This is a genomic window from Salinimicrobium aquimaris (genome assembly GCF_035607535.1).
GTDB lineage: Bacteria > Bacteroidota > Bacteroidia > Flavobacteriales > Flavobacteriaceae > Salinimicrobium.
On record NZ_JAYDZX010000003.1, the window covers coordinates 313925 to 340546 of the forward strand.

Consider the following 26622-nt stretch of genomic DNA (forward strand, 5'->3'; position numbering starts at 1 on the left):
TCAATCCCTATTACCAAATATACAAGAAATGAAAAAGCGAATATTATTCCTGGCCTGTCTTTTCCCGGCTCTCACAGCTACGGCACAGGATGCTGAAATCAAAAGTTCAGTAAAAAATGTAGAAGCAAAAGTCGATTCTGTACTTTCCCTTATGACCCTCGAAGAAAAAGTAGGGCAAATGGTGCAGTACAGCGGGACTTGGGACCTTACCGGTCCGGCAACCGGAGATCAAAACCAATATCGCAAGGAACAGCTCAAAAAAGGACTTGTAGGTTCCATGTTGAATGTCCTTTCGGTTGATGCCACACGGGAAGCACAAAAACTTGTCATGGAGAATTCGAGGATCAAGATCCCACTTATGTTTGGATATGACGTGATCCACGGGTATAAGACCATGTTCCCGGTACCGCTCGGGGAAACCGCCAGCTGGGATCTGGAGGCTATGGAGGAAACAGCACGAATTTCGGCTCTTGAAGCAGCAGCAGATGGGGTGAACTGGACCTTTGCACCAATGATAGATATTTCCAGGGATGCAAGGTGGGGCCGTATTATGGAAGGAGCAGGAGAGGACCCATTTCTCACCTCCCGCGTTGCTGAAGCAAAAGTTAGAGGATATCAAGGTGACGATCTTTCTAATCCTGCATCTATTGCAGCAACAGCCAAGCACTTTGCAGGTTACGGTTTTGCTGAAGCCGGCCGTGATTACAACACTGTTCATGTGGGAGAAAATGAGCTGCACAACACCATTCTTCCTCCCTTTAAAGCCGCTGCCAATGCAGGGGTAGCAACCTTTATGAATTCCTTCAATGATCTTGACGGTACTCCCGCTACAGGTCACAGGATTCTGCAAAGAGAGATCCTTAAAGGTAACTGGGACTGGGATGGTTTTATAGTTTCAGACTGGGCTTCAATAGCCGAAATGAGAGATCACGGCTTTGCTGAAGATCTTACGCATGCCGCCGAAATTGCTGTAAAAGCCGGAAGCGATATGGATATGGAAGGTGGCGCCTACGAAACTGGGCTCGTCGAACTTGTTGAAGAAGGCAAAGTAGATGAAGAATTGATCAATGAGGCAGTTAGAAGGATCTTAAGAGTGAAATTTAAACTGGGTCTTTTTGAGAATCCCTACCGATATTCAGATCCACAAGCCATGGCTCGAATTGATCGGGCTGCTCACAGAGCGGTTGCCAGGGATGTGGCTAAAAAATCCATCGTTCTTTTAAAGAATGAAAAGAATCTTTTACCGCTTTCTTCTTCAGTTAGAAATATTGCTGTGATCGGTCCTCTGGCCGATGATAAGAATACTCCAATTGGAAACTGGCGCGCGCAAGGAGAAGCTAATTCCGCTGTCTCTATTTTAGAAGGTGTGAAAAATGCCGTTGGGAAAGATGTAAAGGTAACTTATGCTAAAGGAGCCGATCTTGGGGTAGGGGAACGCAGCTTCCTTAAACCGCTTAAGATCAATACCACAGATAGATCTGGTTTTAAAGCGGCTGTGGATGCTGCGAAGAAGGCCGATCTTGTGATCCTTGCTCTGGGAGAGGATGCTTTCCAGAGTGGGGAAGGAAGAAGTCAGGTAAACATTGGTCTGGCTGGAGTACAAAAGGATCTAATGAAAGAAGTATTTGCGGCTAACAAGAATGTTGTTTTGGTGCTTCAAAACGGAAGGCCGCTTGAGATAAGCTGGGCTTCTGAAAATATTCCTGCTATCCTTGTTGCATGGCAACTTGGTACAGAGAGTGGAAACGCTATTGCCGATGTGCTATTCGGAAAATATAATCCTTCCGGAAAACTTCCGGTGTCTTTCCCGAGAGCTGTTGGTCAGGAGCCGTTGTACTACAATCAGAAGATGACCGGCCGTCCTACCAATCCTACAGATGTGACTTATTCCGCTTATACAGATGAAGAGAAAACAGCTTTGTATCCGTTTGGTTATGGACTTAGCTATACGACCTTCAAGTTTGGTGACCTCAAGTTGTCTTCTAATGAAATGACGCAGCAGGGTTCAATTGAAGTAACCGTGCCTGTTACAAATACCGGAAATAAGGCAGGAAAAGAAGTGGTGCAGTTGTATCTCCGCGACCTGGTTGCCAGCACCACAAGACCTGTCATAGAATTAAAGGGCTTCGAACTTGTGGAACTACAGCCCGGGGAGACTAAAGAAGTGACTTTTGAAATCACTAATGAGTTGCTGGAATTCTACAACGCTGATAAAAAATGGACATCAGAACCGGGTGAATTCCAGGTGATGGTAGGTGGTAATTCAGTAGATCTGAAAAAAAATAGCTTTGAATTAAATTAAAATAAATGGATGTCACAAATGTCATTTTTGACATCCAGTTTGCTATAAAAGAACGCAAAAACATGAAAAGAATGAAAAAATACTTCCAGGTTGCTTTGCTGGTATTAGGAATATGTTCAAGTGCGAACCTTCTTGCGCAACATGCAGATCAAACAACCAAAAACGACACTTTATTCTTTGAGGATTTTTCTCAAAACTCACTTGATAGAACTAAGTGGAATGTCATAGGTACAGATTTCCACGTCAATAATGAGCAGCAGGCTTATTATGACTCTACGGCCACGATTTATACAGTAAAGGGCGAAGAAGCGCAGGGTGCTAAAAGTGGTGCTTTAGTTCTCCAGGCGCATTATTCGCCCAATTTTACAACCATAAACGGAAAGAACTTTGATTTTATTTCGGGTCGTATTAATACCCGAGACAAAGTTATGTTTACTTATGGAACTGCAGCAGCCAGGATGAAACTTCCTGAAGGCGCAGGATTCTGGCCGGCTTTTTGGGCCCTTGGCGGCGGCGACTGGCCTGCAACAGGCGAGATAGACATTATGGAGTATGTAGGAGAAACAGATTGGATCGGGGTTGCCCTACACGGCCCCGGTTATTCTGGAGAAACTCCGTTAGTAAACAAATATTTTTTCCCGGAGGGGGAAAGTGTTACAGACTGGCATGTATATTCCGTAGACTGGACTCCGGAAGGATTTGAATTTAAGGTTGATGGCCGTCTTATCTACAGGGTTACAAAACCTATGGTGGAAAACTATGGCAAATGGGCCTTTGATAATCCGAAGTTTCTCATTGTGAATCTCGCGCTTGGGGGTGCCTATCCTTACAAAACCAATCTTGTCGAAGAACCTTATAACGGCCTTCCTCAATCTACTGTTGACCTGATAAAAGCAGGAAAAGCAAAAGTACTTGTAGACTGGGTTCTAATAACCCAATAGTGATTTGTTAAATAGCCAAAGATTCCTTTCAGAAATGTCATTTTTGAAGGGAATCTTTTTTTAATCCTTTCAGGGTTTTGATCCCTGAAAGGGTTGAAACAGACCCGCAAGGTGTTTTTTGGCCTTGTAGCTCTTCCAAAAAAAAGCCTTTTTTTGACCCATGCAGTGTTTGAGGCGTGGTTATTTTAATCCCTGGCTTTGCAGGTCTAATTGAGGTTCCTTCTTTCAATAAAAAATCTCTTTAGCAAATCTGACGCTTCCTGCTCTAAAATGCCATTTTTGACTTTCGTTTTAGGGTGAAGTTTTGCGCCCATTTTTCTATAGCCCCTTTCAGGATCTGATGCTGCAAAGACAAGATTAGAGATCTGGCTCCAGTACAAAGCACCTGCACACATCTGGCAGGGCTCCAGGGTGACATACATGGTGCAGTCCAGGAGGTATTTCCCACCTAAAAAATTGGCCGCAGAAGTTATAGCCTGCATTTCGGCATGGGCGGTGACATCATTTAGAAGTTCTGTCAGATTGTGTCCGCGGGCAATGACCTGCCCTTTGGCAACGATCACAACCCCCACGGGAATTTCTCCTTTTTCGTAGGCAAGCTGAGCCTCTTCCAGCGCCTTGCGCATAAAATAGCTGTCGTCAAAAACTAATTGCATATTCAAAAATACAATTTCAAGATGTACCTTTGCGATTTATGGCCCAAACTATTCTCGATACTATAAATTCCCCTGCAGATCTGCGGAAATTAGCTCCGGAAAAACTTCCGCAGCTGGCGGCAGAACTTCGGAAATTCATTATTGAGATCGTCGCCACAAAGGAAGGTCATTTGGGAGCCAGTCTTGGGGTAGTAGAGCTTACCCTGGCACTACATTATGTCTTTAATACGCCCGAAGATCTACTCGTGTGGGATGTGGGGCATCAGGCTTACGGCCACAAGATCCTTACCGGAAGAAGAGATGTTTTTCACACCAACCGGCAGCTTGGCGGAATCAGCGGATTTCCGAAAAGAAGCGAAAGTGAATATGACACTTTTGGAGTGGGACATTCCTCAACGGCAATTTCGGCTGCGCTGGGAATGGCACTGGCGTCTAATTTAAAAGGAGCATTTCAAAAGCAGCATATAGCAGTTGTTGGAGATGCCTCTATTGCCAGCGGAATGGCATTTGAGGGCCTAAATCACGCCGGAGTCACCAATGCAAATCTATTGATCATTCTCAATGACAACGCCATTGGTATAGATCCCAGCGTTGGAGCTCTAAAAAATTATCTTACCAAAGCCAGGGTGGGTTATAAACCGAAACAAGATAATATCATCGAGGCTCTCAACTTCCAATATTTCGGTCCGGTTGATGGTCACGATCTGGAAAGCCTTACAAGCACTTTAGAAGAACTGAAGGTTATTAGCGGACCAAAGTTCCTTCACGTCATCACCACCAAAGGGAAAGGGCTTAAAAAGGCCGAAGAAGATCAGGTGAAGTATCACGCTCCGGGAAAATTTGTTCCCGACACGGGGGAATTACTTCCTTATGATACAAAAGGTCTTCCCTTGAAATTTCAGGATGTCTTTGGTCTCACTTTAGTGGAACTTGCAGAGCAGAATGAAAAGATCATAGGCATAACTCCGGCGATGCCAACAGGAAGTTCCCTGAAATATATGATGCAGGCTTTTCCCGAACGCGCATTTGATGTTGGAATTGCAGAGCAGCACGCAGTAACCCTGGCTGCCGGTATGGCCACCCAGGGATTTACCGTCTTTTGTGCTATCTATTCGACCTTTCTGCAAAGAGCCTATGACCAGGTGATCCATGATGTGGCACTTCAGAAGTTACCGGTAGTATTCTGTCTTGACCGCGCCGGACTCGTGGGTGAGGATGGAGCTACTCATCACGGGGCTTTTGATATTGCTTACCTGCGGTGTATCCCCAACATGAATATTTTCGCTCCGCTTGATCAAGTGGATTTGAGAAACATGTTATATACGGCTCAAAAAGATAATTTATCGGGGCCGTTGGCAATTAGATATCCAAGGGGAAGAGGCTTTAGAAATGACTGGCAATTACCTTTTGATAAGTTGTTAATAGGTAAAGGCAAAAAGCTGCAGCAAGGAACAGTTATTGCAGTTTTGAGCTTTGGTGCAATAGGAATGAATGTTACTGAAGCACTTGAAGATTTTCCGAAGCAAAAGGAAGTCGGGCATTATGATATGAGGTTTGCTAAACCTCTTGATGAGGAGCTGCTGCACGAGATCTTTGCCGACTATAAGGAAATAGTGACCGTTGAAGATGGAGTTATCAAGGGAGGCTTTGGATCGGCAATTATGGAGTTTGCCCAGAAACACAATTATCGGTTGCCAATCAAAATGCTGGGGCTGCCCGATGACTTTTTAGATCACGGAAAAGTGACCGAATTACAAGAAATAGCAAAAATAGACGTTGACAATATTAGAAGCTGTCTTAAAGACCTTCTCAAAAATTACTGATTACCCTAATGCATAAAATATTTCCTTGCCTCCTTCTACTCCTCGTAAGCACATTTTCTTATGGGCAGGCAATTGAGTCCGATAAATTGGACACAGTTAAGGCCGATACGGTCAAGATAGCAACTGTAAAAGCCGATTCCACCGAAATTGATACTGCTGTTGCAGATACTATCAAAGTGGTAAATGAAAAGATCGATTACTGGAAGAAGACCAATAAGGTGGGAGTAAATCTTAGTGAAGTGGCCTTTATCAACTGGAATTCCGGAGGGAACAATTCATTTTCGGCTTTACTTCACGGGCTATTTGGAAGAAAATATAAAAAAGAACTTTTGAACTGGAACTCTACGCTTGCCGTCAAGTACGGATTTAATGCGCAGGAGGGCCGGGAACTTCGGAAAACTGAAGATCACCTGGAAATAAATTCGAATTTTGGATACCGCCGTGATTCCGTTTCCAACTGGTATTACTCGGCTAAATTTAATTTTAATACGCAGCTGACATACGGGTACCGATATCCAAATACCGATTCGCCTATTTCTAAATTCATGGCCCCGGGATATGCTTTTCTGGGTGTAGGTACAGAGTATTCTGCTCCCGAAGAAGATCTTACTGTTTACATCTCACCGGTTACTCAGAAGTCCACTTTTGTGCTGGATCAGGCTTTGGCCAATGAGGGGATGTTCGGAGTGCAGCCCGCAATTAAAGATGCAGAAGGCAATATCTTAAAAGACGGCGAAAGAATAAGGACAGAATTCGGGTTCCTTTTAAGCAGCGCTTTTACAAAACAGATCTTTGACAATATCGGCCTTAATCAACAGCTGAAGTTGTATTCCGATTATCTCAATAAGTTCGGAAATATTGATGTGGACTGGGAACTGAATCTGGACTTACAGGTAAACGATTATGTAAAAGCCAATGTAGGTTCACATCTTAGGTACGATGACGACGTAAAGTTCAAGCAGGACCTTGACGGCGACGGAAAACTGGAAACGGGTGGTCCAAAAGTACAATTCAAACAACTCCTGGGGGTAGGTGTAGTTTATACCTTTTAGGAGCTATAGTGGTCTATCGCTTTTATAACTTTCTGAACACGCGTTTTTCCTCCCCCGGTAATCCGGAAGATATACATTCCCCGCGCCTCAAAAGAAAGATCTACCGGAAATGGTTCGTTGGCCACCAAAGGGGCTTCTATTGATCTTATTAGCTTTCCCTGAATGTTATAAACCAGAATTTCAGCTTTTTGTACATCTTCTCCGGAAATCACATTAAAAATACCTGCTGAAACTGTGGGAAATATCTGGATCTCATTTTCTTCTATCACCACTTCACCCCTCTCTTCAGCTTCTTCTTTGGCAGTTTTGAACTGTCCCGAGAAGATTCCGCGGCCATAGGAGGCTGCATAGACAACATTATTACCTTTTTTAAGATCCAGGTCGGTCACTTTTACATCGCTCATTCCATTATAGGATTGTACCCATACCGGCTGACTGCTGTTGAAGTTCTCTGTTGCCCAAACTCCCAATTCTGTGCCGACTATTACTTCACTTTTATTCAAAGGATTGGGAAGGATAGAAAGCACCGGAAGATCGGGAAGGTTCCCTTCCTTATTGACCCACGTTGGGTTGGAGGAGGTTGCATTTGCAGTATACCAAATACTCCTTACGCCATAATTGTAGAAACTCACATATAGTTCATCTTCCGACTGCCCGAATTCTACATCAGAAATACTTCCCACGAACTGTGGGCCCGTAATTTCCCTCCAGGTGGCATTGGAAGTAGCTCCATCGGCATCTTCAATCCATATAAGCTTGGAATTGACCAGGCCCAGCAAAACTGTACTGCTTTCTGTAGTATATGGAGATACAGTTATTGCACTAATTGAGGCGTCCAAAAGGTTGTTCTTAAGAGAACTTCGTGGTGCAATAGGCGAATTATCACTTATTCCGTCCTCCAAAACTTCGAGCTGGGTAAGATCTTCGTACCTGTATAATACACCTTCGGGTCCGTTTGAGTAGAGGAGATCGAGATTCGAATCCAGGGCTTGTGGATTTATAAAAAAGCCGTCTTGATCTTCATTATAAGCTATTAAGCAGAAACCTTCTTTTTCGTAATTGTACAATACTATAAGATCGTTATATATAAGGTTTACAATAAAATAGCTGGGATCAATCTGGTCGTAGAAGGAATGAGCTCCATCACCACCTAAAATTCCTATAGACGCAGGATTTCCGTTTTCGATCAAAAGAGAACCATTATCCTGAGTCCCTCCAAGGAAATAATCTCCCGATGCAAAGCTTTTGGGAGCTACGGCAACAGAATAAAACTGAGTGGTTATATAATTTAACTCTGGAGTTATAAATACGTCAGATGAACTGGCCGCAGCAAGATCACTGGCAAAAGAAACCCCGCCGTCATGTCCAAAAATGGCCTGGTTGGTATTACCCGGCCGAAACTGCATCACATGTTGATCTGCATGAACTAAAGATACCGGAAGATTTTCCAATCCCGGGGTATCCTCCCATTTCGAAATTTGTTCCCAGCTCTGGCCACTGTTTATAGATCTAAAAAGGTCGATTCCGCCGGCATAGATTATGTTATCATTTGTGGGATCAGCCTCGATCATAAGATTGTAGAAGGCCTGTCCCCTGGCAAAATCACTGGCAGGAATATCCAGGTCGGCATCATTAGGTTCGTTTAAAGGAGAAATCGTATTAAATGCATCTGTGGTTATCCAGAGAGAAGCTTCTTCTTCGAAGTCTTCGGCCAGGATATAAAATTTATTCGGGTTCGTTGCTGAAGCTTCAATTTCGGTTCTGTAAACATTAGGAACAGTTGCAATCTGGTTCCATGAGGTGTTAGTCCCTAAGTCCCGCTTGAAGATCTTACCTCCCAGGGAGTTTTCAACACCAGGAGAATAAGTGGTGGATACCCATATGTTTCCTGCAGCATCTACCTCAAAATCATTAAAAGATTCCTCTTCTAGAATTTTATTCCAGGAAGTGCCTCCATTTTTGCTTCCGTATAATCCCCTGTCAAAATATCCCAGCAGGTTTTGTGGATTTCTTGCATTTGCATAAATATGAGTAGAAACGCCAATGAAGATTTCTGTGCTACTGCCATTATCCCATGCTTGTATATCATTTATGTAATAAACTCCGCCAACCACTCGCAAACTTGTGCCGCTTCCTGGTGTAGAAAATTTTTCCACATCCAGTACCTTGTTCCAGGTTTTACCACCATCGGTCGTTTTGTAGACTCCTGTTCCCACTACGTCACCGCCGGTATATTGTTCTCCTGTACCAGCATACCAGATATTGCTATCTCTGGGATCTACTGTGAGGCAGGAAATGTTTAGGTTTGCCGGGAGTCCTTCTATCTGCCTCCACATAGAATTGTCATTGGTGATATCCTCATTGACCCAAAGCCCACCGCTAATGGCTCCTGCAAATACTCTTCTACCGCTGGCATCATTGGGATCGAATAAAAGCACCCTTGTCCTTCCTCCCACATTATTTGGGCCGCGGGAGATCCAGGGATGTTTATCACTGTCGCCGGGAGATTTATTATAGTTTTTTCTTTGTCTTGCCTTCACCAGCTGCTCATGAAGTTCTCTCACTTTGTAGGGTTCGGGATAACCAAGAGCCGGATTCATGGTGAGGTATTCCATTTCCTCATAATACTTCTTGGGAGGCAAAGCCCTTTTGATCCTTTCAAGACGGGAATACCCCAGGTCCTTAGCAGGCTTTTTCTCCTTTAGAAATTCGGAATGTTTTTTTCTTATCTCCGAAACATTATCAGTAGTCTTATCTTCCGCAGTAATAAATAGACCAAAAACAATGGCAAATATTACGACAGGAATCACAAAGTGCAGTCGTTTAATCATATAGGGAAACTAATAAGCTTTAGAAAAGCTAGGACGGCAAAATACGAAAAATTAAATTTTCAGCCCCTTGAATTTTTTGAAAGAGGAAACAATGTTACTGTCTGTTAATGAGGAGATATAACTGCAAATTTTTATCAGCTTATCATACACAGGAAGATCTTCAAAATGCCCTACCTCAGGAATTAGCTTTAGCACGAGTCGGTTATAATTGGTCTGCTCTCCATTCTCGGGCAACAGAGCAGTTGTATAAGTGTCCAGCAGGTGACTTAACATTTGATAACCCGCAATCTCTTTGCTCACCACCTCCTCGCTTTGGTAGATCTTATCGATGCTGATTTTAATAATATCGGTGATCTGGGCTTCATATTTACTCTTGTCGAATAATGCCTCGTGAAAATCCCCTTTCAGGATAGCCTCTTCATTGGCCATAAAAATCTCCACCGCCTCGGTAATAAGGGTATTTATCGCCAGCGCACGCAAATAGCTAAGCCTGTCGGCACGGGTTTGCAGGTTGTGGTACTTCTTGGTGATAATAGAATCCTTGACCAGGTTAATGAGGTATTCAAGTGCATATTCCTCCTGAATAAGACCAAGATTTATCCCATCCTCAAAATCAATGATGGTGTAGCAAATATCGTCGGCCGCCTCTACCAAAAAGGCAAGCGGATGCCTGCAGTAGCTCATGTTCTTTCCGCTGCCGGTGGGAATTAGGCCGAGTTCATTAGCTACCTCTTCAAAAAAGGTTTTTTCAGACTGAAATATTCCGAACTTCTTATCGGCTATTCTTGAAGTGGGTCTATGCGGAAGGGATTCCTTCGGATATTTTATGAAAGCTCCCAGAGTTGCATAAGAAAGCCTGATGCCACCGTCAATTCCCGGTCGGTCTTCTGTCAGGATCTTGAATCCGTTCGCGTTTCCTTCAAATTTCACGAGATCCTGATATTCTTCGGGAGTGAGCATTTCCTGAAATCTTTTGCCATTCCCATTGCTGAAATATTCTCCAATTGCCTTTTCTCCGGAATGTCCAAACGGCGGGTTCCCAATATCATGTGCCAGGGCAGCAGCAGCGACTATAGCGCCGAAATCGTTCATTTGATAGCCGTGAGTTTTTTCAAGCTGCGGATGCTTCTCCAGGATTTTCTGTCCTGCCAGCCGTCCCAAAGAACGTCCAACGACCGAAACTTCAAGGCTGTGGGTTAACCTTGTATGAACGAAATCTGTCTTGGAAAGTGGAATGACCTGGGTCTTATCCTGCAGACTTCTAAAAGCCGAAGAAAAAATGATCCTGTCATAATCAACTTCAAAACCTAACCGGGTTGCATTTTGTTCTTTTCGTAATCTTTTATTAGTGTCTCCTGCTTTTCTAAGCGAAAGCAACTGCTCCCAGTTCATCATTTATGAAGTATTTACTTAGGTCTCAAAAATAAACAATGAGTAATTAACAATTATCAATTAACAGGGAATAATGATAAAAAGCACCAAATTCCAGGCACCAAATTCCAAATTTAGAAGAGGACTAAGCAGTTGTTCCTATTTCACACAGAGATCGCGAAGCAAAACGCAAAGAGCGCAGAGATAATTTTTGGGTATAATTTTTAGCGTCCTTTGCGAAATCTTTGCACCCTTAGCGAGGAATTAGGATTAAAACAATCGTCCAGATCTCAGATCTCAGATCTCAGATCTCAAGTCTAATATCTCACATCTACGATCCACACATCAAACAATCATCTCCCTCGGCTTCTTTTGAGCTGGCGATTAGCGCTCGTAATTCCTCTGGAGTGAGTGAGGTGCCTTCAGGAACAGGAACTGCTGTTGGTTTTGCTGCTTCCGCAGGAAGTTCCTGCTTCTTTTCCTCTTTTGCCAGGGTGAATTTGATAGCATCAACTGCACTTTTTGTCCGCAGGTAATACATTCCGGTTTTGAGGCCGCTTTTCCAGGCGTAGAAATGCATGGAGGTCAACTTGCTGTAATTTGCATTCTCCATGAACAGGTTGAGCGACTGCGACTGATCGATAAAATATCCACGGTGACGGGACATGTCGATGATGTCTTTCATGCTCAGTTCCCAAACGGTCTTGTAGAGTTCTTTGAGATCTTCAGGAATTACATCGATATTTTGTACAGAACCATTAGAGCGTAAAATGGCATTTTTGACATCTTCTGTCCAGAGGTTTCTTTCTACGAGGTCTTCCAGCAGGTGTTTGTTCACCACTATAAACTCTCCTGAAAGTACCCGACGGGTGTAAATATTGGAGGTGTAAGGTTCAAAGGCTTCATTGTTCCCCAGGATCTGCGAAGTGGATGCAGTTGGCATGGGCGCCACTAAAAGAGAGTTGCGAACGCCATTTTTGAGCACCTGCTTTCGAAGTTTGGCCCAATCCCATCTTCCGCTAAGGTCTTCATCATTTATTCCCCACAGGTTGAACTGAAACTGACCTTTGCTCATTGGAGAACCTTCATAAGTAGAATAAGCTCCTTCTTCTTTTGCCATTTCCATAGAGGCAGTCACAGCAGCAAAATACAAGGTTTCAAAGATCTCCTGATTTAATTTTTTGGCTGCATCACTGGTGAATGGCAATCTTAATTTTATGAAAGTATCTGCCAACCCCTGAACCCCAAGTCCCACAGGTCGGTGCCTGAAATTAGAATTCTCGGCCTCTTTTACCGGATAATAGTTTCTGTCGATTACCTTGTTAAGGTTCCTGGTCACTCTTTTGGTGATCCTGAAAAGTTCCTTGTGATCAAATTCATCTCCCTTAATGAACATGGGCAGTGCGATAGAAGCCAGGTTACAAACTGCAACTTCATCTTCACTGGTATATTCCAGGATCTCGGTACATAGATTTGAGGAGCGAATTGTTCCCAGATTCTGCTGATTTGATTTCCGGTTTGCCGAATCCTTGTACAGCATATAAGGCGTTCCGGTTTCGATCTGCGATTCCAGGATCTTTTCCCATAGGTCTCGTGCCTTTATTGTTTTTCGGCCTTTGCCTTCGGCTTCATACTTTATATAAAGCGTTTCAAATTCATCGCCGTGGATGTCGTAAAGCCCGGTGCATTCATGCGGACACATTAAAGTCCACTGCCCGTCTTCTTCAACCCGCTTCATGAAAAGATCGGGCACCCACATGGCATAGAAGAGGTCACGGGCACGCATTTCTTCTTTTCCGTGGTTCTTTTTGAGATCCAAAAAGTCAAAAATGTCGGCATGCCATGGTTCAACATAGATCGCGAAAGATCCTTTGCGCTTTCCGCCGCCCTGGTCCACATATCTTGCGGTGTCATTGAATACCCGCAGCATGGGAACAATTCCATTAGAAGTCCCGTTGGTTCCGGAAATGTAAGATCCCGTGGCTCTAACGTTGTGGATAGAGAGCCCAATACCACCGGCAGATTGGGATATTTTTGCTGTTTGCTTCAGCGTATCGTAAATTCCGTCTATGCTGTCATCTTTCATGGTAAGAAGAAAGCAAGAGGACATTTGTGGCTTGGGCGTTCCGGCGTTGAAGAGGGTAGGAGTGGCGTGGGTAAAATATTTTTTCGACATGAGCTCATAGGTCTCAATGGCGGCCTCCATATCATCTGGATGGATCCCAACAGAAACCCTCATAAGCATGTGCTGAGGTCTTTCTGCTATTTTTCCATTGATCTTCAGTAGGTATGAGCGTTCCAGGGTTTTAAATCCGAAGTAATCGTACTGGAAATCCCGATTATAGATGATGGTGGAATCCAGCAGTTCCTTATTTTTCTGAATCACTTCATACACATCATCGGCTATAAGAGGTGCCTTTTGATTAGTCCGTGGATTGACGTAGTTGTACAGATCGGTCATGACTTCCGAAAAAGTCTTCTTCGTATTCTTGTGCAAGTTAGAAACAGAGATTCTCGCTGCCAGCTTAGCGTAATCGGGATGAGAAGTGGTCATGGTCGCAGCGATCTCTGCGGCAAGATTATCCAGTTCGCTGGTGGTCACTCCGTCGTAAAGCCCTTCTATTACCCGCATTGCTACTTTCACAGGGTCGACAAGTTCGTTAAGACCATAACACAGCTTCCTTATGCGGGCTGTGATCTTGTCAAACATAATGGGTTCTCTGCGGCCGTCTCTTTTTTCTACGAACATAACTTGAGCTTTAGATTAGGTAATAAGAATTCCGGAGGTTCGAAAACCTCTTCAGAAATATTTAATATTTATAAAAAATAAGCCGCAGTGGTCCCGGCTGGAACTGCGGCTCAATTAGGTTTTCTAGAAGTCGGCGTCGAAGCTGATCTTGTCGGCGTCTTTGTCTTTGTTCATCACGCCCGCTTTCTGGTACTCGCCAACCCTTTTTTCAAAGAAATTGGTTTTCCCCTGCAGGTTGATCATGTCCATGAAGTCGAATGGATTTGCAGTCCCGTATTCTTTTTCACATTCCAGTTCTACCAGTAGACGGTCGGCAACAAATTCGAGATATTGGGTCATTAATTTTGAATTCATTCCGATGAGGCTCACCGGAAGAGATTCAGTAATGAATTCTCTCTCAATATTAAGTGCATCAACAATGATCTCTCTAATTCTCTCTTTCGGGACCTTATTCACCAGGTGGTTATTGTGCAGGTGAACGGCGAAATCGCAATGCACGCCTTCGTCTCTCGAGATCAACTCATTAGAGAAGGTAAGGCCGGGCATTAATCCGCGCTTCTTCAACCAGAAAATGGAACAGAAGGCGCCCGAAAAGAAGATCCCCTCCACAGCTGCAAAAGCGATAAGCCTTTCAGCAAAGGAATCAGATTCTATCCACTTAAGGGCCCACTGCGCTTTCTTCTGAATAGCCGGGAATACTTCGATAGCTTTAAAAAGCTGATTTTTTTCCTTCTCATCCTTAACGTAGGTATCGATGAGCAGGGAGTAGGTTTCAGAATGGATGTTCTCCATCATGATCTGGAATCCGTAAAAGAATTTAGCTTCGGAATACTGAACCTCATTAACGAAATTCTCGGCTAAATTTTCATTTACAATCCCATCAGATGCGGCAAAAAAGGCAAGGATGTGCTTGATGAAATATCTTTCATCTGCACTTAATTTTTGGTTCCAGTCAGTGAGATCCTGGTGCAGATCTATTTCTTCTGCAGTCCAGAAACTAGCCTCCATTTTCTTGTACCAGTCCCAGATGTCGTGATGTTTTATGGGGAAGATCACGAACCTGTCCTTGTTCTCCTGCAAAATGGGTTCTAACTGAGCCATGATATATTAGTTTTGGTTGGTTATTTAATAATGGTTGTAACAAATATTGAAAAATATGGCAAAGATTTCTCTTAAGGAGCAGAAAGCTTTTCAACAAAGTTTTTAACATGATCGGGAAAGATTGTTACTGAAGCTTTGTTAATGCCTGAGGTTAAAAAATTGTTAGTCAATAAATTATGGTTTGTTAAAGCATTTAGGAACAGCGCAGTGTTCTTCCCACAACCTGAGAATTAAGAGGTGTCAAAAATAGCATTTTTAGAGGGTGTTTATTTCCAGTCTTTTCCCACCTGCGGCAGCCGATTCGTAGATCTTTTCAAGTACTATGATGTCTTTTAGTCCCTCTTCCCCGGGTACCATCATTGGGTTATTGTTGATTATCGCCAAAGCATCGTCATCCATCTGTACGGCCTGTTGATTATTTCTCATTGGTTCCAGGATCTTTCCATCGCTGGTTGCACCTTTTACGCCGCTGTAGGATTGGAAAGGTTGCAGGTAATAAGAACCGTCATTGCAGGTCACTTCCAGATTGTTCATGCCTTCTCCAAAACTTGTGCGGCAATTGGCAGTAATGCCATCTGGAAACTCAAGAGTAAATTCCATGGTTTCGTCCACCTCCTTGAAAAGTTGCTCTCTTGTGACATAACTCTTTGCAGAAACTGCTATAGGTTCCCTGCCGGCAGTGTAGCGGGAAGTGTTTAAAGGATAAACGCCCATGTCGTACATGGCACCTCCTCCCATTTCTTTTATGGCGCGCCACCCGGGGTTGCTGCTGTAAAAGCCGGCAGCAGCTTCTAGATCTTGAATAGGTCCATAGGGCTTAGTCTCTGCCCACTTCATCATAATGCGGTTGTTCTTTTCATGCTGAAGCCGGTATCCTATCGCTAGTTTTACATTGTTCTTCTCGCAGGCGGAGATCATTTCCCGGCATTCTTTGGTATTCATAGCCATGGGTTTTTCACACCAAACATGTTTTCCTGCATTGGCAGCAATAATGGAGTATTTAGCGTGCATGGAATTTGGAAGCACAATATAGATGACATCAATATCATCATTATTGGCAATCTCATGCATATTCTCGTAATTATACACATTAGCATCGGGAATCTCATATTTTTCCTGCCAGCGCGGAATTTTTTCGGGACTTCCGGTGACAATGCCGCGGAGTTCACAGTGTCTGGTTTCCTGAAGAGCGGGGGCTAGTTGATGTGTGCTATAGCTCCCTAGCCCAACAAAGGCGACTCCAATTTTTCTCCTGTTTTGTGAAAAAAGAAAACCCGGAAAGGGAATGGCGGTTGCAGCCAATACCAGTCCCGATCTTTTTATAAAAGCTCTTCTATTTCCCATGATCTCAAGTTTTCTTAAAGATACAGAGAGTAGAAAAAATAAGTAATTAATCCTCGGATTTTTTGATCGCGAAAAGCTAAACGGGAAACGTTCAGAAGTTTTATTTTTCCTGAAGTTGTAAGGCTACCTTTTCAAGTTCGGCGTACCAGTCTTCTCCAAATTTCCTTATTAGGGCTTCTTTGACAAATTTGTATACAGGTACCTGAAGTTCTTTTCCGAGGGAGCATGCGTCATCACAAATGTACCACTGGTGATAATTTACTGCAGAAAATTCGGAATAGTCTTGAGTTCTAACCGGGTACAAGTGGCAGGAAACCGGCTTTTTCCACGGAATATCTCCCTGGTTGTAAGCTTCCTCAATCCCGCACAGGGCGGTACCTTTCTGGTCAAAAGTGACATAAGCGCAGTCTGCGCCATCTATCAGCGGAGTTTCATATTCCCCGTCGGCCCCAATGATGGAAGTTCCCTGCTCCTCAATGGCCTGTATCCCCTCCTTTCTAAGGTAAGGCTTGATCTTTGGGTAAAGGTCCTCAAGTAGGTGAGTTTCCTTTTCTTCCAGGGGTGCTCCTGCATCACCGGCTATACAACAGGCCCCTTTGCAGGCAGAGAGGTTACACACAAAATCCTTTTTCAGGATCTCTTCAGAAACTATAGTTTTTCCCAGTTGAAACATGGCGCAAAGATAAATTTTTCAGGCAGTTATTCTAACAGTGCAAGTTGAAAGTCGGTTGTTAAAATTTCTTAATTTCAGGATTTCTTCAGATCATAAAAGGTATTTTTGCAGGCTAGTTTTTTATAAGATGCAGCTTAATTTCAGGGAAATTGCCACGGCCAGTATGATCCTCTTCGCAGTGATCGATATCATTGGCAGTATTCCTATCATTATCGACCTTCGAAAGAAAGCAGGACACATTCAAAGTGAAAAAGCAACCGTTGTTGCGGGATTACTCATGATCGCGTTCCTCTTTGTGGGTAAAGAGATCCTAAACCTAATTGGAATCGATGTCAATTCTTTTGCGGTAGCAGGTTCCTTTATCCTCTTTTTTCTTGCTCTGGAAATGATCCTTGGGATAACGCTCTACAGGGATGAAGCTCCCGAAACTTCGGCGGTAGTTCCCCTGGCTTTTCCACTCATTGCAGGGGCGGGAACAATGACCTCAATCCTTTCCTTAAGAGCTGAGTATGCAACTGTTAATATTATTGCCGCCATTATTATAAATACTATTTTTGTCTATATCGTCCTTAAGTCTTCCGGAAGGATTGAAAAATTTCTTGGGAAGCAGGGAATAAATGTGATCCGGAAGATATTCGGGGTCATTCTCCTGGCAATTGCCGTTAAACTTTTTGCCACTAATATTAAGAGTTTGTTTATATGAAAGCCCTCATCTATTTTTTGATCGCACTTGCGGTAGGTCTCATTGTTTATAATTCAACGTTTCTTGACCTGGAAAATACCCTTTCAGGAGACAGTAAAACAGCATTGATCGGAATTCTGGCTTCCAGCATTGTAGTGGTCCTTATGATCATCCTTCTTATGTCAAGAGCTATTTCTGAAAAATCTCAGGAGTAGTGGATTTTGATGCTCTTGTTATAGGTGGAGGTGCAGCAGGACTCTCCTGTGCACTTGTGCTGGGCTCTGCACTTTCCAAACCGTATTGTGCCAATAAGAAGGTTGGTGTCATTGCGCATCAACGTGCTTCTCATCTTTCCAGTGCTCTTTTGAACAATGCCCTCGGAATTCCTGCCGGCACACCCGGAAAGGAAATCCTTGATTCCGGAATGCAGCAGCTCAAAACTCTTTATCCTGAAGTCGAAACTATTGAAAAAGAAAAGGTGCTGAAAATAGCATTTTTGGAAGGTGGTTTTGAGGTCGTCACCAATAAAAACTCTTATACTTCTGAAGTTGTAGTAATTGCCACCGGCTATGCAAAACCATTTGCGATCAAAGGGTTGGAAGATTTCCTGATTCCTCACAGTAAATCAAAGGCTACAAAAGAAAGAATTCAACTAACAAATTCCGACCACCTGGTAAGTCCGGGCCTATACGTGGCAGGTACCCTGGCTAATCACAGAAGTCAGTACGCGATTGCCTGCGGAAGTGGTGCTGCAGTAGCTACAGATATTCTCACGCTTTGGAATAATGGTGAACACACCAAAGTGCATGATAAGCTGAAGTAAAATTTATTTTTTAAAGTTCTGATTAGCCGAGAGTTCGATGATCTTTGCTATAGCCGGATCTTCCTCGTTGAGGATCTGCTCAAATGCTGTGCTCCCGAATAATTGATTGGCCATTGCAGCTTTGAGATAAAGCTTAAGAGTGGCTCTGTAATTATTGAAGCGCATGTCAAAATTCTCCCGCCTCATAAAAGATTTAAAATCGTCCACCGTAGCATCTGTAATTATTTCCCGCTGGAGAAAATCTTCATAGTTTAACGAGTTGTAATATTTTCTGTCCTTTTCAAGTACCTCAAAAACAAACCCATCCATATACCCATTGCGGAGCATTAGATTGAGACTTTGCTTCTCGAAATTGGTGTCCTTTGGTATAAAAACATCGGGAATTATTCCTCCGCCACCATAGACTACTTTGCCACCCGGGGTAACGTATCGCAGTGAATCTGCTATTTGTATGCTATCTGCGCTTATGAGTTCTCCGTTTTTATATCGGTTGAGGTAATCGTTGTGGTATTCTTCGCTGCCGTTGTCATAAGGTCTTTGGATCGATCTTCCTGTTGGGGTGTAGTACCGGGCTATGGTCAACCTCACGGCACTACCATCGCCCAGAGCCATTTCTCTTTGCACCAGGCCTTTCCCATAAGATCTTCGGCCCACAATAATTCCCTTGTCGTTGTCCTGCAGTGCACCGGCAATGACCTCACTGGCCGAAGCCGAATTTTCGTTGATGAGCACATAGAGCTCCCCTGTTTCAAAATTACCTTCTTTGGTAGCGAAGGTTTTTTCAACAGCACCTTTCTTATTTTTTGTGAGCAGGACAAGTTTATCTTCCGGCAGGAATTCATCCACAATTTTTGTGGCTTCAGCTAAGTAACCACCTGGATTATTCCGAAGATCAAGTACGATTTGAGAGGCTCCTTCTTTTTTCAGTTTAAGCAGTCCTTCCTTAAATTCTTTATAGGTAGATTCTGCAAAACGATTGACCTTGATATAGCCCAGTTCCTCAGTAAGCATGTACGCAGCATCCACACTTTTTAGGGCTACTTTTCCCCGCTTCACATCAAATTCAAGTAGTTCGGGAACTCCTTTGCGGTACACTTTTAAAACTACCCGGGTATTTTCTTCGCCTTTAAGTTTGCTGGTAATCGAATCTTCATTGATATTGGAGTCGAAAAGCGGTTCTCCATTGGCATAAAGGATCCTGTCACCCCCTTTGATCCCAACCTTTTCGCTGGGGCCGCCTTCCATAGTTTGAATAACGGCAATGGTGTCATTGATATTCCTGAAGCTCACTCCAATCCCAACAAAATCACCTTTCATGCTGGCGCTTAGCTGTACATATTCCTCCTGTGGAATATAGACCGAATGAGGATCAAGGTCGGTAAGGATTTCGTTGACCGTTACATCAACAATACTATCCATATCTACCTCATCTACGTACTCGTATTCAATGTAGTCAATTAGGCGGGCCAGCTTTTCTTTCTTCTTATTAGGTTTAAGAAAGGAGCCGGAGGTGTAACTGGTAAAATCTAGGGCAGCACCTAGCAGTACCCCAAGAGCACAGGCGAATCCTAAGAGTAGTGGTAGATATTTTTTATTTGTGTTCTTCAACCGTCCAGTTCAGTTATTTGTTCGATTTCAACTCCTGCCTTTTCTAAAAAATTGAGTCCGGAGTTGTCCTTATAATCTATGTTATAGACCAGGCGGGTAATGCCCGACTGGTGTATCAATTTACTGCATTCCTTGCAGGGTGACATGGTGATGTAGAGAGTAGCTCCTTTGCAGGATTGAGTGCTTCCGGCAACCTTCAGGATTGCATTTGCTTCGGCGTGTAACACATACCATTTCGTATACCCATCTTCATCTTCACACGGATTTTCGAAACCGGTTGGAGTTCCGTTATATCCGTCAGAAATGATCATTCTATCTTTCACAATAAGTGCGCCAACCTGTTTTCTATTGCAGTGGGAAAGTTTGCCCCACTCCCTGGCGATCCTTAAATATGCCCTGTCAAATTTGAGCTGCTTTGTTCTTTGCATAGTGAGAAAAATGCCTGCAATATAAGAAGCTTTTTAAGCTGCTGAAAACTTGAGCTTTACTAAATTATTGCAAGACTGAAATTAATCCAATAAAGGAAAGTTAAATTTTTTAGAGAGCAAGGTAATTTTCTTTTAGTATGGGCAGAATAATACCAATTACAATAGCCGAAACAACCAGGATCCAATCCCGCCTTTCCACCCGAAGGACGTTTTGCAACAAAAAACTGAGGAGCAGCACAGCTATGACAACAATGATCTGGGCTGCTTCAATTCCCAGTGCAAATTCTAGTAAGGGTAAAAAAACACTTTCGGTACCGCTGGCGATCATCTTGAAATAGGTCGAAAATCCCAGGCCGTGGATGATGCCAAAGAAAGCAGTAGTGAAATACAGGATACTGATGTTGTTTTTGTTCTCTCTTTTTTTTGCGTTCAGGATATTGAAGATGGCAGTAATCAGGATGGTTATGGGGATTAGGAATTCTACCCAGGCTGTATCTACCAGCACAATTTCATAAACCGACAGGAACAGGGAAAGGGTATGTCCGAGGGTAAAGATGGTCACCAGCCAGAAAACCTTTTTCCAGGCCAGAAAAGAATATGCGGCAACCAGGACAATAAGAAAGAGGATGTGATCATAGGCATTCCAATCCAGAACATGTTCCAGGCCTAATCTAAAGTATAACCAGAATTGAGACATAAAATGAGCAGATAAAGGCCCGAAATTACAAAAATCTGTTGGAAGATATTTATATATGAAAAGGAAGTGGGTCAATTGAAAATAAAAAGGCCCATCAGGAGATGAGCCTTTTTGTACCTTGGGTGGGAATCGAACCCACACTTCCGAAGAAACTGGATTTTGAATCCAGCGCGTCTACCAATTCCGCCACCAAGGCTTATTTCAATTTCGCCCGAATTATTTTGAGCTTTTCTTTACCTGTTCCCGATTTCCAGTACTTCTCTCTAAGCCTGGCTTCGGATCTTGAACTGCAAATCTCGGAAAAAATCAATTCAAAAGGAAGGTATCCCCTTGTAGTTTTTTCTTTGCCGGAGTTATGTTGATCTATTCTTCTTTCAAGATTAGAAGTTAAGCCTACATATATGTAGTTCTTATTAAGACTTGAAAGTGCATAAACGTAAAACATGTAAAGAACTTCTTTCCGGCGCGCCTGCCTGCCGGTAGGCAGGTCTACCAATTCCGCCCTGCCTGCCGGCAGGCAGGCACCAAGGCAAATGGGAGGCAAAAATAAGAATTTTTTGTGTTTCCAATTATTTTTTCTCGCAGAATTTTAGTTTCTGTTTACGGCACCCTCAGAAACCTCATTTTTTGCATTTTTTACTATTGTAGCCCAGATGTTTTTTATTTTTATTCACCTAATAAACAAGCCGGGCTAATCTTCCTAAAAGGAATTAATTTCTAAATTTGCAGGGCAACACCACAAACAACACACAATGCCTGAAGTAACTACCGCAGTTAAAATTTTTTCCTGTAAACAAAGTCTGGATCTCGCCGAAAGAATTGCAGAATCTTATGGTGCTAAATTGGGAAAGGTTATCACCTCCACATACAGTGACGGGGAATTTCAGCCTTCCTTTGAAGAATCTATAAGGGGCTCCCGGGTTTTTATCATTGGATCTACCCACCCCGGAGCAGATCACCTTATGGAACTACTGCTTATGCTTGATGCTGCAAAAAGAGCATCTGCAAGACATATTACAGCGGTAATGCCGTATTACGGTTGGGCAAGACAGGATAGGAAGGATAAGCCGAGGGTTCCTATTGCTGCAAAACTTATTGCCAAGATGCTGGAAACAGCAGGAGCTACCCGAATTATTACTATGGATCTCCACGCAGACCAGATCCAGGGATTCTTTGAAAAACCTGTGGATCATCTGTTCGCTTCCACAGTTTTCCTACCTTATCTACGCAGTCTTAATTTAGAGAACCTCACAATCGCGTCGCCGGATATGGGTGGTTCTAAAAGAGCCTACGCTTACTCCAAAGCCATGGAAAGTGATGTGGTGATCTGTTATAAACAAAGAGCAAAGGCTAATACCATTTCCCACATGGAATTGATCGGGAATGTGGAAGGCCGTAACGTTGTTCTTGTAGATGATATGGTAGATACTGCGGGCACACTTACTAAAGCAGCCGATGTTATGATGGAAAGAGGGGCTATAAGTGTGAGAGCGATTTGTACCCATCCGGTGCTATCGGGAGAGGCCTATGAGCGAATCGAGAACTCCAAGCTTCTCGAACTTATCGTTACCGATTCCATTCCGCTGAAAAAGGAGAGCAATAAGATCCGCGTGGTCACCTGTGCCGATCTGTTTGCCGATGTCATGAACAGAGTTCACAACAACAGGTCTATCAGTTCGAAATTCGTCATCTAATCCAAAAGTTAGATTTTAGAAGTAAGCAGTACGAAATTTACAGTACTCAGTATTGGGCCGGGCATTAAATAATAAAGAAATATAAGGCCTTATTTCATGACTCCTGGCTCTTGATTCTCCAGGAAAGTTTCCACGTCATAAATAATTAGGTCCGAAGCTTTTATTAGCTCAAAAAAAGATTTACTTTTGCAGCCTAAAATTTTTAACAATGAAATCAATTACGATCAACGGATCTAAAAGAGAAAGCGTGGGCAAGAAAGCTACTAAAGCCCTACGTAATGCTGGACAGGTTCCTTGCGTATTATACGGGGGAGATGAGCCATTACACTTTGCAGCAAACGAGATTGCCTTTAAGGACCTTGTGTACACCCCAGATGTACATACTGTAGAGATCGCTTTAGAAGGTGGTGAGAAATTTAATGCTGTACTTCAGGACATCCAGTTCCACCCGGTAACAGATGCAATTCTGCACATCGATTTCTACCAAATCTTCGAAGACAAAGAAATTACTATGGAAATTCCTGTACACACTACAGGTGTTGCACGTGGTGTGAAAAATGGTGGGGTGTTGAGATTCAACCTTCGTCGTATGAGAGTGAAAGGTCTTCCAGGAAATCTTCCAGACTTTATTGAAGCAGATATCACGCCGCTTAAGATTGGAAACAAGCTTTATGTTACTGCTCTTAAAAGTGATAAATTCAAGATCATGCATCCTGAAAACACTGTTGTTTGTCAAGTTAGAACTTCTCGTAACGTTATCGCCGATACCGAAGATGAAGAAGAAGAAACTGCAGCAGATGAAGTACCTGCAACAGAGGTTAACGAAAACGAATAGGCGTCTTTTTCTTATTCAAAATATAAAGCATCCCGAAATGGGATGCTTTTTTTATTTTTACCAAAAAAGCACACATGTTATCTTTCTTTGGTAGATTACTGGCAAAGCCGTCTAAAGAAGAAGAAATTTCCCCTATGAAAAAATTTCTAATTGTGGGGCTGGGAAATATTGGCCCCAAATATCACAATACACGTCATAACATTGGATTTAAAGTACTGGACCATCTGGCCGAAAAAGAGGGCCTCACTTTTGAATCACAGAAGTTAGGTGATCTTGCCACCTACAAGTTCAAAGGCCGCAGCTTTATATTGCTGAAGCCTTCTACCTATATGAACCTTAGCGGAAAAGCAGTAAATTACTGGTTGCAAAAAGAAAAGGTCCCTCTGGAGCACCTTTTGGTCATTACAGATGATCTTAATTTGCCCTTTGGTACCATTCGGGTGAAGACCAAGGGGAGTGACGGTGGCCATAATGGGTTAAAAGATATTCAGGCGCAACTGGGAACAACCCGGTACAACCGTTTTCGCTTCGGCATAAGTGATGAGTTCTCCAAAGGCCGGCAGGTGGATTATGTACTGGGAGAATGGGATGAGGAGGAGACAAAAAAACTTCCGGAGAGACTTGACAAATCAACTGAAGTGATAAGATCCTTTGGTACGGCCGGAATAAATAATACTATGAATACCTTTAACGGGAAATAGGAACAGACTTGAAAGAACATAAAGGAGCAAATGCTTTTAATAGCAGTCATCATACAGTTGTCACCATTGGCACTTTTGACGGGGTGCACGTTGGTCATCAAAAGATTATTGAAAGGCTGGTGAATACCGCAAAAGCAGGAAATCTTGAGTCGGCGATCCTCACTTTTTTCCCGCATCCCAGGATGGTACTGCAAAAGGATGCCGATATTAAGCTTATCAACACCATTGAAGAACGTAAGGAGATCCTTGAAAAAAGCGGCATCGATCATTTAATAGTCCACCCATTCACCCAGCAATTCTCGCGCCTTACAGCCCGGGAATTTGTGAGGGATATCCTGGTGAACAAATTAAAGGCTAAAAAGGTGATCATTGGCTACGACCACAGGTTTGGTCGCAACCGTACTGCCGACATCAATGACTTGAGGGAATTTGGAAAGGAATATGATTTTGAAGTAGAGGAGATCTCTAAACAGGATATTGAAGATGTGACCGTAAGTTCTACCAAGATCAGGAAAGCACTACTGGAGGGAAGAGTGGAAAGGGCTAATCAATACCTAAGCTATCCTTTTGCCCTTGCGGGAACCGTGGTAAAGGGGAGAGGACTGGGAAAGGAATTCAGTTATCCCACGGCAAATCTGCACATTGAAGAGGAGTACAAGTTGATCCCCAAAAATGGCGTTTACGTGGTGCGTTCTGTCATTGACGGGCAGGAGGTTTTTGGTATGATGAGTATAGGTACCAATCCCACTGTTGGTGGTACAAAAAAGACAGTAGAAACTTATTTCTTTGATATTGATAAGGATCTTTATGGAAAGTACCTCTCTATACAGCTGCTCACGCGAATAAGAGATGAGAAAAAATTTGATTCCATTGAGGGATTAAAATTGGCCATGAAGCAGGATGAAGCTTTTAGCCTCCAGTTCATTCGCGATAACTATGCTCAATAAATGGCTTTTCACCCGAATTGATAATTCTGCACTTATCGTGTTCAGGATCCTTTTTGGGATTTTGCTGGTCATCGAAGCTATAGGTGCGATCTTTACCGGATGGGTGCGAAGGGTCTTCATTGAGCCCCAATTTACTTTTAATTTTATCGGTTTTGAATTTTTGCAGCCGCTGCCGGGGAACGGAATGATCTGGTACTACGCGGTGATGGGATTTTTCGGACTTTTGGTGGCGCTGGGTTACAAGTACAGGTTCAGCATTTTTATGTACGCCATTATGTGGGCTTCGGTTTACCTGATGCAGAAAACATCCTACAACAATCATTATTACCTTTTGATGCTGTTGTGTTTTCTTATGATCCTGCTTCCGGCGCACCGTTATGCTTCAGTTGATGTGTGGCAAAGGCCCAATCTAAAGAAGATAAGCATGCCGCGCTGGGTCTGGCTGTTGCTGGTGGTTCAAATGTTCATTGTTTATACCTACGCTGCCATAGCAAAGATCTACCCCGACTGGTTTGATGCTACCCTGCCGGGAATGCTTATGGCTGCGAGAAAGGATTACTGGTTGATAGGGGATTTTCTTCAGCAAACGTGGGTACACTATACTATTGCCTGGTTCGGATTCCTGTTTGATCTTTTGATCATCCCGCTATTGCTCTGGAAAAGAACGAGGATTCCCGCATTTTTGGCAGCTATATTTTTCCACATCTTTAATTCCATAGTATTCCAGATAGGTATCTTCCCTTATTTGGCGCTTGCCTTTATCCTGTTCTTTTTTCCGGCAAAAACGATCAACCGCTATTTTCTATGGAAGAAGCCCTATTATTCCACAGGAGAGATCGAGGTACCCCCACACCGTAACCTGATCATAGGTTTTATGAGCATCTGGCTATTGGTACAGGCGGCTTTGCCGGTAAGGCACTGGTTCTTTAAAGATGATGTGCTGTGGACCGAGGAAGGGCACAGGCTTAGCTGGCGTATGATGTTGAGGTCAAAGTCGGGGAGAATACAGTTTAAGGTCGTTGATAAGGCGAAGCCGCAGGATACGCTCTATATACAAAACAGTAAGTATCTTTCTAAGAAGCAGCAGCGATCCATAGGTTCCAAGCCCGATATGATCTGGCAGTTTGCACAACGTCTTGAAGAGGATTTTGAACAGACGGGCAGAGAGGTTGAGGTCTACGTGGATAGCAAAGTAAGTGTGAATGGGAGGCCGTATAAGCCTTTTATCGATCCAAAGGTGGATCTCGCAGCAGAGGATTGGAAGCATTTTGAACATCACTCCTGGATTTTACCTTCCTCAATAGATTGATGTTTTCGGGCTTTTGCTATTTTTGTTCTATGATTCCGGAAATGCCGTTTCGGCA

At 43.2% G+C, this 26622-nt stretch carries 23 protein-coding genes and 1 tRNA gene; 12 read left to right on the forward strand and 12 right to left on the reverse strand.

The features are described 5' to 3' along the window. Positions 1 to 28 precede the first annotated feature (28 nt). A complete protein-coding gene (bglX, locus tag VR862_RS07540) occupies positions 29 to 2302 on the forward strand; it encodes a beta-glucosidase BglX (protein ID WP_324720343.1) in 2274 nt (757 codons plus the stop codon). Between the two features lie 5 nt (positions 2303 to 2307). Then, the gene (locus VR862_RS07545) at positions 2308 to 3243 is read left to right on the forward strand and encodes a glycoside hydrolase family 16 protein (RefSeq protein WP_324720344.1); all 936 of its coding nucleotides are present in this window, start codon (positions 2308 to 2310) and stop codon (positions 3241 to 3243) included. A gap of 206 nt (positions 3244 to 3449) precedes the next feature. On the opposite strand, the gene VR862_RS07550 is transcribed toward VR862_RS07545, so the two are convergent. After that, complete coding sequence (locus VR862_RS07550) at positions 3450 to 3899, reverse strand: nucleoside deaminase (protein WP_324720345.1); 450 nt, start codon at positions 3897 to 3899, stop codon at positions 3450 to 3452. A 38-nt stretch (positions 3900 to 3937) separates the two neighbouring features. On the opposite strand from VR862_RS07550, the gene VR862_RS07555 reads away from it, so the two are divergent. After that, positions 3938 to 5722 (forward strand): 1-deoxy-D-xylulose-5-phosphate synthase, encoded by a 1785-nt coding sequence (locus VR862_RS07555; protein WP_324720346.1) that lies wholly within the window; start codon positions 3938 to 3940, stop codon positions 5720 to 5722. 86 nt (positions 5723 to 5808) lie between these two features. Continuing rightward, positions 5809 to 6774: a DUF3078 domain-containing protein gene (locus tag VR862_RS07560; protein ID WP_324720347.1), complete on the forward strand. Its 966-nt coding sequence runs from the start codon at positions 5809 to 5811 to the stop codon at positions 6772 to 6774. Here the strand turns inward: VR862_RS07560 and VR862_RS07565 are convergent. From VR862_RS07565 to VR862_RS07590, 6 genes are all read right to left on the reverse strand, one after another. Next, positions 6771 to 9605 carry a T9SS type A sorting domain-containing protein gene (locus VR862_RS07565; RefSeq protein ID WP_324720348.1) on the reverse strand — a complete coding sequence of 945 codons (2835 nt, stop codon included), beginning with the start codon at positions 9603 to 9605 and terminating at the stop codon, positions 6771 to 6773. The two genes, VR862_RS07560 and VR862_RS07565, sit on opposite strands and share 4 nt — an antisense overlap. Positions 9606 to 9656: 51 nt before the next feature. Continuing rightward, complete coding sequence (locus VR862_RS07570; RefSeq protein ID WP_324720388.1) at positions 9657 to 10997, reverse strand: deoxyguanosinetriphosphate triphosphohydrolase; 1341 nt, start codon at positions 10995 to 10997, stop codon at positions 9657 to 9659. Positions 10998 to 11307: 310 nt separating this feature from the next. Beyond that, positions 11308 to 13725, reverse strand: a complete 2418-nt coding sequence (locus VR862_RS07575; RefSeq protein WP_324720349.1) for a ribonucleoside-diphosphate reductase subunit alpha — start codon at positions 13723 to 13725, stop codon at positions 11308 to 11310. Positions 13726 to 13848: 123 nt separating this feature from the next. Beyond that, positions 13849 to 14826: a ribonucleotide-diphosphate reductase subunit beta gene (locus VR862_RS07580; RefSeq protein ID WP_324720350.1), complete on the reverse strand. Its 978-nt coding sequence runs from the start codon at positions 14824 to 14826 to the stop codon at positions 13849 to 13851. 255 nt (positions 14827 to 15081) lie between these two features. Next, a complete protein-coding gene (locus VR862_RS07585; RefSeq protein WP_324720351.1) occupies positions 15082 to 16170 on the reverse strand; it encodes a Gfo/Idh/MocA family protein in 1089 nt (362 codons plus the stop codon). Positions 16171 to 16270: 100 nt separating this feature from the next. After that, on the reverse strand, positions 16271 to 16843 hold the full coding sequence (locus VR862_RS07590) for a DUF3109 family protein (protein WP_324720352.1): 573 nt from the start codon (positions 16841 to 16843) through the stop codon (positions 16271 to 16273). A gap of 127 nt (positions 16844 to 16970) precedes the next feature. On the opposite strand from VR862_RS07590, the gene VR862_RS07595 reads away from it, so the two are divergent. From VR862_RS07595 to VR862_RS07605, 3 genes are read left to right on the forward strand one after another with little or no spacing between them, the layout of a single operon-like run. Further along, positions 16971 to 17546 (forward strand): MarC family protein, encoded by a 576-nt coding sequence (locus VR862_RS07595; protein ID WP_324720353.1) that lies wholly within the window; start codon positions 16971 to 16973, stop codon positions 17544 to 17546. Then, positions 17543 to 17740 carry a hypothetical protein gene (locus VR862_RS07600; RefSeq protein WP_324720354.1) on the forward strand — a complete coding sequence of 66 codons (198 nt, stop codon included), beginning with the start codon at positions 17543 to 17545 and terminating at the stop codon, positions 17738 to 17740. The genes VR862_RS07595 and VR862_RS07600 overlap by 4 nt, the downstream gene beginning before the upstream one ends. Then, positions 17740 to 18348 (forward strand): FAD-dependent oxidoreductase, encoded by a 609-nt coding sequence (locus VR862_RS07605; RefSeq protein WP_324720355.1) that lies wholly within the window; start codon positions 17740 to 17742, stop codon positions 18346 to 18348. The genes VR862_RS07600 and VR862_RS07605 overlap by 1 nt, the downstream gene beginning before the upstream one ends. A gap of 3 nt (positions 18349 to 18351) precedes the next feature. On the opposite strand, the gene VR862_RS07610 is transcribed toward VR862_RS07605, so the two are convergent. The 5 genes from VR862_RS07610 to VR862_RS07630 form a co-directional block, all read right to left on the reverse strand. Beyond that, the gene (locus tag VR862_RS07610; protein ID WP_324720356.1) at positions 18352 to 19956 is read right to left on the reverse strand and encodes a S41 family peptidase; all 1605 of its coding nucleotides are present in this window, start codon (positions 19954 to 19956) and stop codon (positions 18352 to 18354) included. Continuing rightward, positions 19953 to 20384, reverse strand: coding sequence for a deoxycytidylate deaminase (locus tag VR862_RS07615; protein WP_324720357.1), 432 nt, complete (start codon positions 20382 to 20384; stop codon positions 19953 to 19955). The genes VR862_RS07610 and VR862_RS07615 overlap by 4 nt, the downstream gene beginning before the upstream one ends. Before the next feature lie 109 nt (positions 20385 to 20493). Further along, positions 20494 to 21081, reverse strand: a complete 588-nt coding sequence (locus VR862_RS07620; protein ID WP_324720358.1) for a HupE/UreJ family protein — start codon at positions 21079 to 21081, stop codon at positions 20494 to 20496. 114 nt (positions 21082 to 21195) lie between these two features. Beyond that, positions 21196 to 21277 (reverse strand) — tRNA-Leu (locus VR862_RS07625). Beyond that, positions 21278 to 21625: a GIY-YIG nuclease family protein gene (locus tag VR862_RS07630; RefSeq protein WP_324720359.1), complete on the reverse strand. Its 348-nt coding sequence runs from the start codon at positions 21623 to 21625 to the stop codon at positions 21278 to 21280. Positions 21626 to 21833: 208 nt separating this feature from the next. Between VR862_RS07630 and VR862_RS07635 the strand changes: the two genes are divergently transcribed. The 5 genes from VR862_RS07635 (at position 21834) to VR862_RS07655 (ending at position 26567) form a co-directional block, all read left to right on the forward strand. Further along, the gene (locus tag VR862_RS07635) at positions 21834 to 22775 is read left to right on the forward strand and encodes a ribose-phosphate pyrophosphokinase (RefSeq protein ID WP_324720360.1); all 942 of its coding nucleotides are present in this window, start codon (positions 21834 to 21836) and stop codon (positions 22773 to 22775) included. A 208-nt stretch (positions 22776 to 22983) separates the two neighbouring features. Then, positions 22984 to 23610 (forward strand): 50S ribosomal protein L25/general stress protein Ctc, encoded by a 627-nt coding sequence (locus VR862_RS07640; protein WP_324720361.1) that lies wholly within the window; start codon positions 22984 to 22986, stop codon positions 23608 to 23610. A gap of 74 nt (positions 23611 to 23684) precedes the next feature. Further along, positions 23685 to 24311 (forward strand): aminoacyl-tRNA hydrolase, encoded by a 627-nt coding sequence (pth, locus tag VR862_RS07645; RefSeq protein ID WP_324720362.1) that lies wholly within the window; start codon positions 23685 to 23687, stop codon positions 24309 to 24311. Between the two features lie 8 nt (positions 24312 to 24319). After that, positions 24320 to 25258 carry a bifunctional riboflavin kinase/FAD synthetase gene (locus tag VR862_RS07650; RefSeq protein ID WP_324720363.1) on the forward strand — a complete coding sequence of 313 codons (939 nt, stop codon included), beginning with the start codon at positions 24320 to 24322 and terminating at the stop codon, positions 25256 to 25258. Then, positions 25248 to 26567, forward strand: a complete 1320-nt coding sequence (locus VR862_RS07655) for an HTTM domain-containing protein (RefSeq protein ID WP_324720389.1) — start codon at positions 25248 to 25250, stop codon at positions 26565 to 26567. The genes VR862_RS07650 and VR862_RS07655 overlap by 11 nt, the downstream gene beginning before the upstream one ends. The last annotated feature ends 55 nt before the right edge of the window (positions 26568 to 26622 follow it).

What these genes read in the sequence shown, in the direction of transcription:
- bglX (WP_324720343.1), top strand. Translation starts at nt 29, where the DNA reads ATGAAAAAGCGAATATTATTCCTGGCCTGTCTTTTCCCGGCTCTCACA.
- VR862_RS07545 (WP_324720344.1), top strand. Translation starts at nt 2,308, where the DNA reads ATGGATGTCACAAATGTCATTTTTGACATCCAGTTTGCTATAAAAGAA.
- VR862_RS07550 (WP_324720345.1), bottom strand. Translation starts at nt 3,899, where the DNA reads ATGCAATTAGTTTTTGACGACAGCTATTTTATGCGCAAGGCGCTGGAA.
- VR862_RS07555 (WP_324720346.1), top strand. Translation starts at nt 3,938, where the DNA reads ATGGCCCAAACTATTCTCGATACTATAAATTCCCCTGCAGATCTGCGG.
- VR862_RS07565 (WP_324720348.1), bottom strand. Translation starts at nt 9,605, where the DNA reads ATGATTAAACGACTGCACTTTGTGATTCCTGTCGTAATATTTGCCATT.
- VR862_RS07570 (WP_324720388.1), bottom strand. Translation starts at nt 10,997, where the DNA reads ATGAACTGGGAGCAGTTGCTTTCGCTTAGAAAAGCAGGAGACACTAAT.
- VR862_RS07575 (WP_324720349.1), bottom strand. Translation starts at nt 13,725, where the DNA reads ATGTTCGTAGAAAAAAGAGACGGCCGCAGAGAACCCATTATGTTTGAC.
- VR862_RS07580 (WP_324720350.1), bottom strand. Translation starts at nt 14,826, where the DNA reads ATGGCTCAGTTAGAACCCATTTTGCAGGAGAACAAGGACAGGTTCGTG.
- VR862_RS07585 (WP_324720351.1), bottom strand. Translation starts at nt 16,170, where the DNA reads ATGGGAAATAGAAGAGCTTTTATAAAAAGATCGGGACTGGTATTGGCT.
- VR862_RS07590 (WP_324720352.1), bottom strand. Translation starts at nt 16,843, where the DNA reads ATGTTTCAACTGGGAAAAACTATAGTTTCTGAAGAGATCCTGAAAAAG.
- VR862_RS07595 (WP_324720353.1), top strand. Translation starts at nt 16,971, where the DNA reads ATGCAGCTTAATTTCAGGGAAATTGCCACGGCCAGTATGATCCTCTTC.
- VR862_RS07600 (WP_324720354.1), top strand. Translation starts at nt 17,543, where the DNA reads ATGAAAGCCCTCATCTATTTTTTGATCGCACTTGCGGTAGGTCTCATT.
- VR862_RS07615 (WP_324720357.1), bottom strand. Translation starts at nt 20,384, where the DNA reads ATGCAAAGAACAAAGCAGCTCAAATTTGACAGGGCATATTTAAGGATC.
- VR862_RS07620 (WP_324720358.1), bottom strand. Translation starts at nt 21,081, where the DNA reads ATGTCTCAATTCTGGTTATACTTTAGATTAGGCCTGGAACATGTTCTG.
- VR862_RS07635 (WP_324720360.1), top strand. Translation starts at nt 21,834, where the DNA reads ATGCCTGAAGTAACTACCGCAGTTAAAATTTTTTCCTGTAAACAAAGT.
- VR862_RS07640 (WP_324720361.1), top strand. Translation starts at nt 22,984, where the DNA reads ATGAAATCAATTACGATCAACGGATCTAAAAGAGAAAGCGTGGGCAAG.
- pth (WP_324720362.1), top strand. Translation starts at nt 23,685, where the DNA reads ATGTTATCTTTCTTTGGTAGATTACTGGCAAAGCCGTCTAAAGAAGAA.
- VR862_RS07655 (WP_324720389.1), top strand. Translation starts at nt 25,248, where the DNA reads ATGCTCAATAAATGGCTTTTCACCCGAATTGATAATTCTGCACTTATC.